The 12,074-nt window shown below is 62.1% G+C and carries 7 protein-coding genes; 5 read left to right on the top strand and 2 right to left on the bottom strand.

The window, feature by feature from the left end:
- Window positions 1–25: 25 nt before the first annotated feature.
- Window positions 26–3,412: a TonB-dependent receptor gene (locus AC1DVS_RS17740; RefSeq protein ID WP_478025240.1), complete on the bottom strand. Its 3,387-nt coding sequence runs from the start codon at window positions 3,410–3,412 to the stop codon at window positions 26–28.
- A gap of 281 nt (window positions 3,413–3,693) precedes the next feature.
- Here AC1DVS_RS17740 and AC1DVS_RS17735 point away from each other — a divergent pair, with 281 nt between their 5' ends.
- The 5 genes from AC1DVS_RS17735 to AC1DVS_RS17715 are packed head-to-tail and all read left to right on the top strand — an operon-like array spanning window position 3,694 to window position 10,811.
- Window positions 3,694–5,193: a tryptophan halogenase family protein gene (locus AC1DVS_RS17735; RefSeq protein WP_478025239.1), complete on the top strand. Its 1,500-nt coding sequence runs from the start codon at window positions 3,694–3,696 to the stop codon at window positions 5,191–5,193.
- The gene (locus tag AC1DVS_RS17730) at window positions 5,193–6,692 is read left to right on the top strand and encodes a tryptophan halogenase family protein (RefSeq protein WP_478025238.1); all 1,500 of its coding nucleotides are present in this window, start codon (window positions 5,193–5,195) and stop codon (window positions 6,690–6,692) included. The genes AC1DVS_RS17735 and AC1DVS_RS17730 overlap by 1 nt, the downstream gene beginning before the upstream one ends.
- A complete protein-coding gene (locus tag AC1DVS_RS17725) occupies window positions 6,689–8,263 on the top strand; it encodes a tryptophan halogenase family protein (protein ID WP_478025237.1) in 1,575 nt (524 codons plus the stop codon). The genes AC1DVS_RS17730 and AC1DVS_RS17725 overlap by 4 nt, the downstream gene beginning before the upstream one ends.
- Window positions 8,260–9,792, top strand: a complete 1,533-nt coding sequence (locus tag AC1DVS_RS17720; RefSeq protein WP_478025236.1) for a tryptophan halogenase family protein — start codon at window positions 8,260–8,262, stop codon at window positions 9,790–9,792. The genes AC1DVS_RS17725 and AC1DVS_RS17720 overlap by 4 nt, the downstream gene beginning before the upstream one ends.
- Entirely contained in the window at window positions 9,789–10,811 is a 1,023-nt protein-coding gene (locus tag AC1DVS_RS17715; protein ID WP_478025235.1) for a cupin-like domain-containing protein, read from the top strand. The genes AC1DVS_RS17720 and AC1DVS_RS17715 overlap by 4 nt, the downstream gene beginning before the upstream one ends.
- A 33-nt stretch (window positions 10,812–10,844) precedes the next feature.
- On the opposite strand, the gene AC1DVS_RS17710 is transcribed toward AC1DVS_RS17715, so the two are convergent.
- On the bottom strand, window positions 10,845–11,954 hold the full coding sequence (locus tag AC1DVS_RS17710; protein ID WP_478025234.1) for an aldose epimerase family protein: 1,110 nt from the start codon (window positions 11,952–11,954) through the stop codon (window positions 10,845–10,847).
- Between the last annotated feature and the right edge of the window lie 120 nt (window positions 11,955–12,074).

Here is a 12,074-nt window from a genome sequence, read left to right as displayed (position 1 = left end):
GTAGTTTCGTTTGCGGAAGCGGGGTTTACCAGCTGCCGCGCAAGATGAACGAGAAGCGGCGATCCGAGATGAAGTAACTACGCGGCCCCTGAGCGCCGGCAGCGCTATATTGCTGCAGCGTCTTGGTGACGGTGTTGGTGAGATTCACCCCCTGCACGCCGAGCTTTATCTTCTTCGTGATGTTGATGAAGGCCGAAGCGTCGAGATGGCCTTCCGCATCATTGTAGATCGGGAAGTAGGGGAAGATCACGTCCGACGCCGTCAACAGGAACTTCGAACGCCAGGTATAGGCGGCACGAAGCGAGACCGGTCCTTTTTCGAAGAAGACCGTGGCATTGACGTTGTGCTCCGAAAGCTGCTCGAGAGGCAGGTTGCCGGCTGGAACGCGCGATACGTTGGCAGGCGAACCGCCGTTCAGGAAGCTGTTCGGGATGCCCGAGCTCTTCAAATAGGTATAGGACATTTGCGTGCCCAACCCGCTGAAGATCCACGGCAGGAAGGTGAAGGTCTGTTGATAGGCGACTTCGACGCCCTTGATCTTGCCATGCGCCGGGAAATTGTCCGGCCCGCGCACCAGCGTCGCGAGCGTCACACCATTGTTGGTGATCGGTCGGTAGAACTGGTTCTGGTAGAAAAAGCCGCTTACGTCCTTGTAGAAGGCGTCAATTGTCAATGAACCGACCTTGGCGAAATACCATTCATAGGTCAGATCGAACTGCCAAGCGCGCGCCGGCTTGAGATAGGGGTTACCGGCAGTCGTGGTCAGAGTGACCCCGTCGCTTGCAACGCCGATACCGACATAGTTGCGGAGATCGGCCATATCGGGCCGGGTCAGCACCCGTGACGCTGCGAAGCGTACGAGCATGTCGTTCGACAGGCCGAACTTGAGGTTCAGGCTGGGCAGGAAATAGCTATAACGGTTGGACGTGCTGTTGGCCACGTTACTGCCATCCCCGGCAAACTGCTGGAGCAACAGGTAAGTGGGCTTACCCTGGGCGCAGACGCCGGCCGGTGGTGTCGGGGGCGGGTCGCCCGGGAGCCGTGGGGCGGGATCTGGACAGCGGACCTCCCATGGATCCAACACACCCAATTGCTGCGCCGTCGGGGCGCCGATCGAGCCAGTCGTTTTCACCTGATCGCTTACATAGCGCAGGCCGATATTGCCTTCGACCTTGATGCCTCCGAACAACGGTTCCTCGCGCCCGAAGCTCAGCATCATATATGCGTCGCCGGTCTTCTGGCTCACCGGCTGGATTTCAGACGGCAGATAAGGCGTACCCGCGATGACACCGGCGCGCCCGGCGGCGGGCGTCCATGTCGACGAGTTGGAATGATTCGTTACGGACCAGAGTTGGCCGATGGTTTTGAAGTAGTTCGACGATCCAGCATAATCCTTGATCAGATCGCCGTTGTAATAATAGGCTGCCGGTGGGCCACCGGTCGCGCCGCGGAAGAAGTTGTCGAACTGGTACAGCGAAGAATTGGCCGAGGACTGAGCGAACGACACCGCCTTGTCGCCTCCCCAGACTTCGCTGAGCACCCCCCAATTGTAGTTCGATGTACGAATGACCTGCTCGCGATCGGCGTAGCGAGCGCCGAACTTGAAGCGCTTCAGGAACGAGCCATCGTCGTTGAACTTATAGACGACATCGCCTTTGACAGCCACTTCATGACCGGTCGAATGCTCGATGTGATCCATCGCCGCACGCCAGAATTGATTGTTGCGATCGGCGAAATATTGCGCGTCATTCTCGCCCGCGACCCGGGTGGTGGTCGCACTCGTACCCGTCCAAGACGTATTTGTGACCAGTGGCTTATGCGCAACGACGGTGGGCAGGTTGCCGGTGAGGTCGAGATAATTGTCGGCGAAGGTCGACCCGAAAACGCTGACATCGAGGTTGTCATGCTGCGCCCTGGTATAATCCGCGTCGAAGTTGAACGACAGATGCTCGGTCGCGTCAAACTTGAAGTTCAGGCCAAAATCGCTGACCTGGTTGCGCTCCTGCACCTGACGCCGCGACAGGCTCTGCTGCATGCCGCCGGCTATCGGTATATTCTCCAAGACCCGCGGATCGCCGCGCCAGGCGCCGCCTGGATAGGTGATCAGGCCCTTCTCGAACACGCCATTGGCATCATAGGTGTAATTCTGCAGGGACGCGATCGGGCATTCCGCGCGGGTTGAACCGTTGGGGCCGTTGCCGTTCTGCTGACAGCCCGCCGGATAGGTATTATATTCCGAAAGGTCGGACGCGCTCTCGAAGGTATGCTCGCCCCAGTTATTGGATGAATCGGTGTGCAGGGCCTGCACCGTAACCAAAGCGCGGCGATCAAGGCTTTCCCACTGTGCCGCGAACGCAATACCCTTGCGCTGGCGATCATAATCTTCCTCACGGAACTGACCGCCGATCGGCGCATAGCGCGTGCCGGCATTGTCCGCGAGCGTATCGGGAAGCCCCGTGCCCGCAACGCCGCAACCTGGCGACAGTGTCGTCGTATCGGTGTTCGAGGGCAGCGGATTGCGACAGACGTACTGCGTCGTCGAATTCGACTGCAGCACCGACGTACCATCACGCGTCTGGATGTTGGAGATGTTGATGCCGTTGGATTTCGAATACAGCCGCGAATAGGAGCCTGACAGCAGTACGCCGACGGTGCCGATGCCGGTATCCCAGGTATCACTGATCAAACCGGAAAAGGTCGGCGACCACTTCTTTTTCATGTCGCCATAATTGCCCTCGACATCGAAGCTGAAATGAAAGCCCTTGTTGTCGAACGGCTTGCGGGTGTTGAGGTTGACCGTACCGGCCAGACCGCCCTCGATCATCTCGGCGGTCGAATTCTTGTAGACCTCGACCGAGCCGAGCAATTCAGCGGGCACGTCAGCGAAGTTGATCGCCTGGCCGCCGACGCCTGCCGAGAAGGTGTCGCGTCCGTTGAACTCGGAGCGGACGAAGGTGAGGCCGCGGACGACGACGCCCGAGCCCTCGACCGAGAAGTGATCCGGATCGTTGCTGCCGGCGAAGCGGTTCATCGCGACGCCCGGGATGCGCTGCAGCGCTTCAGTCACCGAACGGTCGGGAAGCGCGCCAATGTCCTGCGCGGTGATCGCGTCAACGACAGTGTCCGAATTGCGCTTGATGTTCTGTGCGCTGGCAAGGCTTGCGCGGATGCCGGTGACAACGATGTCTTTTTCTTCAGGTGACGGATCCTGAGGCGCAGCCTGGCTTGGCGATGCCTGTGCGGCGGTCAATACCGGCACTGCTGGATCGGCCGCCTTGGCCGGCGTTTCCGCAGCCGCCCAGGCGGGCGCCGCAGCCGACATGGCGCAAAGCGCGAGCGTCGAAACGCCACCCTTCAGCGCCAGTCCGATTCCGATTTTCGTGATTCCCCGCTTACGCGAAACAACTTTCATTTGGCCTGCCCCTCCCATGTTACCGCTACCACCTTTGTGGAGCATTACTTATTGGCTAACTGTCTAGCGGCCGACATGATGCCGGATCGGTTGTAAATTGCAAGGGCTGGGGCCGAGAAAGTCTTACGTTGGTCATTTTTCTGCGCGCAGTGTGCTTGTAATAACACAATTTCTTTTCGGAATCTTTTCAGGAGGCGGGCAATGGGACGCTCGGTTGCGGTTGACCAATGCCCCGCGGACGCCGCAATAAGAAAAGAAAACACGCTTGGAGGGGAAGTTTGATGGCGTCGCGCCGCGTCGTAATCGTGGGCGGGGGCACCGCCGGTTGGATGACGGCAGCTGCTTTGAGCAAGCTGTTGCCGGGCCAATGTTCAGTGCATCTGGTTGAATCCGAAGCGATTGGTATCGTCGGCGTCGGCGAAGCGACGCTGCCGCATATTCGCGCCTTCAATGAGCGGCTCGGCATCGACGAGGCCGAGTTCATGGCCGCGACCCGGGCGACCTTCAAGCTCGGCATCGAGTTTCGCGACTGGGGCCGAATCGGCGATTCCTACATTCATCCGTTCGGCACTCACGGCACCGGCAATGGCGAACTGAGTTTTTATCAATATTGGCTGCGGCTGCGGCAACAGGGTGTGGCAGTTCCCGACCTCGAGCAATTCTCGATGGGCTGCATGATCGCCCGGCGTAATCGCTTTGCCTTGCCCTCGGGCAATCCACGGGATCTCACCTCGACCTTCGGCTATGCCTATCAGTTCGACGCGAATCTGTTCGCGCCCTATTTGCGCAAGCTTTCCGAAAGCTGGGGTGCGAAGCGGACCGAGGGCAGGATCGTCACCGTTCATCGCGATGGCGAAAGCGGCGACATTGCGGCGATCGAACTCGAAAGCGGTGAGCGGATCGAGGGCGATCTGTTCGTCGATTGCTCGGGCTTTGTGTCGCTGCTGCTCGGCAAGACACTTGGCGAGCCATTTGAGGACTGGTCGAAATGGCTGCCGGCCGACCGGGCCGTGGCGATGCCCTGTCGGACCGAAGGCGCAATCACGCCCTATACCAGCGCGATCGCGATGCCGGCTGGCTGGCGCTGGCGGATCCCGCTCCAGAACCGCACCGGCAATGGCTATGTCTATTCGAGCAAATTCCTGTCGGACGAGGATGCCGCCGCTGCTCTCGTGGCTTCAGTCGAGGGAGAGCCGATCGCGCCGCCGCGGCATCTGCGTTTCCTCGCCGGGCGCAGGGTGCGCAGCTGGGTCGGCAATTGCATCGGCGTCGGGCTCTCCTCGGGATTTCTCGAGCCGCTTGAATCGACCAGCATCTATCTGATCCAGGCGGCGATTACCGGGTTGCTCGAACTGTTTCCCGAGCCCGAGATTTCGCCAGTCGACCGCAATGAGTTCAATCGCCTGATCGACCTGGAATATGACCGCATCCGGGACTTCCTGATCCTGCATTACCACGCCACCGAACGCGATGATTCGCCCTTCTGGGACTATGTCCGGACGATGGAGATACCCGACAGCCTGGCAGAGAAGCTGGAGCTGTTCCGCCGCCGCGGGCGTGTGGTAAAGTATCGCGAGGGCGTGTTCCTGGATGGGAGTTGGGTCACGGTCTATCTTGGTCAGAGGGTCGTTCCGCTCGGCCATGATCTGCGCGCCGACGCGCCGGGAACCGAGAGCCTCGTCGCGGGCATGGTGCAATTGCACAGCCAGATCGCGGGAATCGCCGGCGGCATGCCTGATCATGCCGAGTATCTCGCCCGCTATTGCCCGATGGCTGCCTGATGGCTGGCGGAGGTCCGATTCGCTCGGTCGTCGTCGCGGGCGGTGGGATGGTCGCCTGGGCCTGCGCGGCGGCGCTCAGGCGCAAGCTGCCGGTAGTCGAGGTGACGGTGGTGCCGATTCCCGTCGCGCCCGGGGCGCTGGCCGACCGGATCGCCAGCACCTTGCCGTCGGTGCTCGATTTCCATCAAGATATCGGGCTCGAGGATAGCGACCCGGTGTTGCGCGCCGGCTGCGGTTTTCGCGCCGGCACCCTGTTCGAAGGTTGGATCGACGGGCGCGACGATTATGCGCACGTCTATGATCGGTACGGTCAGCAATTCGGCACCACATCCTTCCACAATCATTGGGTGCGGGCTGCGAAAAAGGGCGGGGTCGCGCCATTCGATGCGCACGCGCCGGCGGCGGCGATGGCACGGGCGGGGCGGTTTCTCCTGCCCGAGCACCAGCCCACGGGATCGCCTTTGTCGGAATTCGGGTTCGGGCTCGCGCTCGACGTCGACCACTACACCGCAATGTTGCGTGCCTATGCCCTGCATATCGGCGCGCGGGAGCGGCCGGCGGCAATCACCGGCGTGCATTTGCGGGCCGAGGACGGCTTTATCGCCGGCCTGGCGCTCGACGATGGCAGCATGACCACGGCGGATCTGTTCGTCGATTGCACCGGCCCGGCGGCATTGCTGCGATCCGAACTCGACCAAAGCTTCGAGGATTGGGGGCAATGGCTTGCGTGCGATCGGGTGCTGATGGCCGATGCCAAGGCGGCGGAAGGACAGCCGCTCGATCGTGCGATCGCCCAACCGGCGGGCTGGCGCTGGGTGGCGACCAATCCGGCGCGCACCAGCCATGGGCTGGTCTATGCCTCCGCGCATCTTGCCGACGCCAAAGCGGCGCGGACCTTGCGCGGCTTCGCCGGCGTCGAGCCGGGCGCGCCGATCGCGCTTCGCCAGGGGCGGCGGCCCCAGCCATGGCTGCGCAATTGCGTCGCGATCGGCGATGCCGCGATCACGCTCGAGCCGCTCGAATGGACCAATCTTCATCTGGCCCATAATTTTATCGACCGGCTGGTGGCGATGCTGCCCGACCGCGATTGTGCTGCCGTCGAACTATGGGATTTCAACCGACAATGCGCGGCCGAGACCGATCGCGTGCGCGATTTCCTGGTGCTGCATTATGTTGCGTCACGCCGGACAGACCCGTTCTGGCGCGATCTGCGCGGCGTCGCACCACCGGCGTCGCTGGCCCACACAATGTCGCTGTTCGGCGATCGCGGGCGGTTGCCCTTCTACGAGGACGAGACCTTCTCCCGCGAAAGCTGGCTGGCCGTGCTGATCGGGCAGGGGGTAATCCCCCGGCGTACCGACCCGCTGATCGATTCGGTGCCCCCCGAACAATCCGACCGGGCGATGGCGGCGATGCGCGATAGCCTCACGGCGATCGTCTCCACGCTTCCAACCTATTCCGCTTTTCTCCGCACTCTCAAAGGTCAATCCGCCACATGAACGAGCATAGCATCAGGGACGTCGTCATCGTCGGCGGCGGCACGGCCGGCTGGATGGCTGCCGCGGCGCTCTCGCGTTTCATGAATAATGGGGTCACCCGGATCACCCTGATCGAATCCGAGGAAATCGGCACGATCGGCGTCGGCGAGGCGACGATCCCGCCGATCATCACCTTCAACCGGATGCTCGGCATAAACGAGAATGATTTCCTGCGGGCAACGCAGGGCACCTACAAGCTCGGCATCGAGTTCGTGAACTGGGGCGGAATCGGCGAACGCTATTTCCATCCTTTCGGCCAGCATGGTGAGGATCTGCACGGCGTGCATTTCCACCAGCTGTATCTGCGCGAGCGCAAGCGACGCGTGATGCAGGATATTTCGAGCTGGTCGATGAGCGCGGTCGCCGCGTCAATGGGCCGCTTTGCCCGCCCCAATGCCGACGCGCCCTTACCCCTCAAGAACCTCTTCTACGCCTTTCATTTCGACGCAAACCTCTATGGGCGGTTCCTGCGCAACTATGCCGAGCAGGGTCGGGTGCGCCGCGTCGAGGGCAAGGTGGTGGACACCGCGTTGCGGGGCGAGGACGGTTTCGTCGAGTCCGTGACCCTCGCTGACGGGAGGGTGATCGCGGGCGATCTGTTTATCGATTGCTCGGGCTTTCGCGGTTTGTTGATCGAGCAGGCGCTCAAGACCGGTTACGAGGATTGGAGCCACTGGCTGCCCGCCGACCGTGCGATTGCGGTACCGACTTCACTCACCGGCCCGGCCGATCCCTTCACCCGCGCCACTGCGCACCCATCGGGCTGGCAATGGCGCATTCCGTTGCAGCACCGGATGGGCAATGGCATCGTCTATTCGAGCAAGTTCCTGAGCGACGACGATGCCGAGCGCACTTTGCTCGACCATGTCGACGGCAAGACGCTGGCCGATCCGCGCCGGCTGTCCTTCACCACTGGACGGCGCAACCTGAGCTGGAACAAGAATGTCGTCGCGATGGGCCTGTCGGGCGGGTTCGTGGAGCCGCTGGAATCGACCAGCATCCATGTCATCCAGGGCGCGATCGCCCGGCTGATTGCGCTTTTCCCCGACAAGCGCTTCAACCCCGTTGAGCGCGACGAATTCAATCGCCAGATGAGTGATCTCTACGACGATGTCCGCGACTTCATCATCCTCCATTACAAAGCGACCAGACGCGACGATTCTCCCTTCTGGAACCATTGCCGGACGATGGAGATCCCCGAGTCGCTCCAGGGCAAGATCGATCTGTTCCGGGCCAAGGGCCGCGTATTCCGCGAAGGCTTCGACCTGTTCGCGACGCCATCCTATGTCGCGGTGATGCTCGGCCAGAATATCGTACCACAGGATTACGAGCCAACAGTCGACGCGCTCGACGAAGACAAGGTCGCGGAGGCGTTGGAACAAATGCGGCTCGGCTATCTGGAAACCGCGCAGCAATTGCCGTCCCATGGCGATTTCATCGCTGCGACCGGCGCCGCGCCGCCGGCGGTACCGGCATTCTCCTTTACCGATGAGAATCCTGGTTTCATGCCCTTCACCGGCAACCCCACATGATCAAGGAGCCGATCCGCAAGCTCGTTGTGGTCGGCGGCGGCACCGCCGGCTGGATGGCGGCGGCGGCGATTTCGAAGATCATGGGGCCGACTGGTCTCGATATCGCGCTGATTGAGTCCGACGAGATCGGTACCGTCGGCGTCGGCGAGGCGACGATTCCGCAGATCAACCTGTTCAATGCTCTGCTCGGGATCGATGAGCACGAGTTCGTCCGCGCGACCAACGGCACCTATAAGCTCGGCATCGAGTTCGTCGACTGGGCCAGGATCGGCCACCGTTACGTCCACCCGTTCGGCTTTTACGGGATCAACATGATGGGGGTGGAATTCCACCATCACTGGCTGAAGGGGCGTGCGCTCGGCGACACGACCGAACTCGACGATTACTCGCTCGGCATCGTTGCCGGCCTTGCCGGGCGGTTCGAGCATCCGCGCACCGATCTGCCCAATTCGCCGCTGGCCAAGCTCGGCTATGCCTATCAGTTCGATGCTGGCCTCTATGCCCGCTATCTGCGCGGCCTTGCCGAGGGCTGGGGCGTCCGGCGCAACGAGGGGCGGATCGTCGACGTCGCCTGCAATGGCGAAAGCGGCTTTGTCGAGGCGGTCGTGCTTCAGGACGGCACGCGGATCGAGGGCGATCTGTTCGTCGATTGCTCTGGGTTCCGCGGCCTGCTGATCGAGCAGACGCTAGGGGCGGGCTTCGAGGACTGGAGCCGGTGGCTGCCGTGCGATCGTGCCTTTGCTGTGCCTTGTGAATATGCTGGCGATCGCCAGCCGCTGACCCGCTCCACCGCGCGCAACGCCGGCTGGCAATGGCGCATCCCGCTCCAGCACCGGATCGGCAACGGCTATGTCTATTCGAGCGCGCATATCTCGGATGACGAGGCGGCGGCCACCTTGCTCGCAAATCTCGACGGCGCGGCGCTCGCCGAGCCGAGACAGCTCCGCTTCACGGCCGGACACCGCAAACAGGCCTGGGTAAAGAATGTCGTCGCGCTCGGATTGGCCGGCGGCTTTCTCGAGCCGCTCGAATCGACCAGCATCCACCTTGTCCAGACCGGCATTGCCCGCCTGCTCACTTTATTCCCGACGCGCCACATCAACCAGGTCGAGATCGATCGCTACAATAGCCAGACCGAGCGTGAATATGTCGATATCCGCGACTTTCTCGTCCTCCACTACAAGGCGACCGAACGCGACGATTCCCCCTTCTGGGATTATTGCCGCACCTTGCCACCGCCTGCCGGGCTTGCCGCCAAGCTCGACATGTTTCGCGCCAATGGCCGGGTGTTTCAAGAGCATGAAGAATTGTTCAATGAGACGAGCTGGCTGGCGGTGATGGTCGGGCAGGGAATAGTAGCTGGCGGCTATCACCCCGCGGCGGATCTGCTGCCCGATGCCGAGACGTTGAAGCGCCTGAAGCATATTCGCGAGGTTGTCCGTGCCACAGCTGAGGCAATGTCTACCCAGGACGAATTCCTGCGGGCGCATGGCAGCTGGTCTGAAATCGTGGCACGTCGCGCGTCATGATGGTTGCTCCTAAACCGGCCCCGATCCGCGAGATCGAAAGCATTGACCGAGTCCGCTTCCACGCCGAAATCCGGCCGTCGTGCCAGCCCGCGATCTTCCGCGGCCTCGGCAGGGATTGGCCTGCGGTGCAAGCCGGCCGCACCTCGCCTGAAGCGGCGATCGACTATCTCAAACGCTTCAGCCAGCCCGGACCGGTCTCAGCCATGCTTGGCGAGCCGGAGATAGAGGGACGTTTTTTCTATACGGCGGACCTGAAAAAGCTCAATTTTCAACGAGGTACTACCCCGCTTGATCCCTTTCTCGACCGTCTCCTGCGTGACCAAAAGACTGTGCGGCCCTATGCGATGGCGGTGCAGTCGCTTGCTCTGCCAGAACATCTTCCCGGCTTCGTCGAAGAGAACCGAAACGATCTGCTCGACGAGCAAATCGTGCCTCGCATCTGGCTCGGCAATTCAATCAGGGTTGCGACGCATTATGATCAAATGGAGAATATCGGGATCGTTATGACGGGCCGACGGCGCTTCACCGTCTTTCCACCCGAGCAGGTGGCCAACCTCTACCCTGGTCCGTTCGAGTTGACGCCGGCGGGAGTGGTCATCAGTCTGGTCGATGTAGCCGCCCCCGATCTCGAACGGTACCCGCGTTACGCCGAGGCATTGGCTGCCGCGCAGACCGCTCTTCTTGAACCCGGCGACGCGATCTACCTGCCGTTTCAATGGTGGCATGGGGTAGAATCGCTCGATCCCGTCAATGCTTTCGTCAATTACTGGTGGAACCCGGCCCCGGATCACCTCGGCAGCACAGATGATGTCCTGTTGCTCGCGCTGACGTCGGTACGCGGATTGCCTGACGATCAGCGAGCCGCGTGGCGCGCTTTGTTCGATCACTATATATTCGAGGTGAACGGCGACCCGGCTGCACATCTGCCGCCCGATGTTAAGGGTGTGCTCGGACCGATCACTCCGGAGCAAGTGGCTCGGACTCGCGCGGCGCTGCTCCAAAGCCTCAGTCGACGGTAGGACCGCGACGAGTTCACGATCTCCCGGTCTCCTTCAGCGCCGGCCGGTCACGCCGAAATGCCACACCGTCTCCGACCGCCAGACCTGGCCCGGCTTGATCTGGGTCGACGGGAAGCTCGGCTGATGCGGGCTGTCCGACAGATGCTGGGTCTCGAGCGCAATGCCGTCGCGTGGGTGAATCGTCCGGCCCTTCGCATCCTTGTCGAGGCCGTCGATATAATCGCCGGTATAGGCCTGGAGCGACGGCTCGGTGGTTGTGATCCGGAGCTGGCGGCCTGAGGCCGGGTCGGTCAGGACTGCCGCTGGTGCAGCCGCAGTGCGATCGCGGCTGGCGAGCAGCCATGCGTGGTTATAGCCGCCGCGTGCCGCCATGATCGGCAGCTTCGCATCGATCCGTTCGCCGATCGGGTGCGCGACGCGGAAGTCGAGCGGGGTGTTCGCGACAGCCGGGAGGCGACCGGTCGGGATGCCGGTCTGGTCGGTCTCCACCCAGCGGCTCGCGCTGAGCTGGAGGGTCTGCTTCTCGACCGATCCGCTCCCTGCGAGATTGAAATAGCTGTGGTTGGTGAGGTTCAGCACCGTCGCCCGCGTCGTGCGTGCGCTATAGTCGATGCGCAGGCTGTTGTCGGCGAGAAGACGGTAGGTGACGGTGACGGTCAGCGCGCCGGGAAAGCCCTGGTCGCCATTGGGACTGGTCACGCTGAGCCGCGCGCCGACCAAGCCTTTCTCGCGAAACCTGGTGACGTGCCAGATCTTGCTGTCGAGCCCGGGCTCGCCGCCGCCATGCAGCGCATTGGGGCCGTCATTCGGCTTGAGCCTGTATTCCTTGCCGCCGATGCTGAATCTGGCCCCCGCGATGCGGCCCGCATAACGGCCGACGACCGCGCCGAACCGGTTCTTGTCGTTCTTCGCGCGATATTCGGCGGCTGAGCCATAGCTGAGCACGACATTGTCGAAATGCCCGGCCCGATCAGGCACTTCGATCGACGTAATGATCGCGCCATAATCGAGAAAGCGCACCGTCATGCCCGAGGCGTTGCGCAGCGTATATTCGCGGATGCCGGGATCGTCCTGCGCAACCTGCGCGCTCGCCGCGGTGGCAGTGAACGCCAGCAGCGCCGCGATCAGCCTCAACCTTGCCATCCTGCTCCCCTTTTTGACGATGATCGGCTCTTCGGCCGTTTGACAAGCCTCTCTGTTACCGGTCTCATGGCGATTGATAAAGCGCTTCCGTAGGCGATGCCGAGCGGGCAATGCGCCCTG

It is taken from the genome of Sphingomonas sp. P3_C5 (assembly GCF_056402635.1).
Note: the sequence above shows the minus strand (reverse complement) of the source record. Positions and strands in the feature narration are given on the sequence as shown.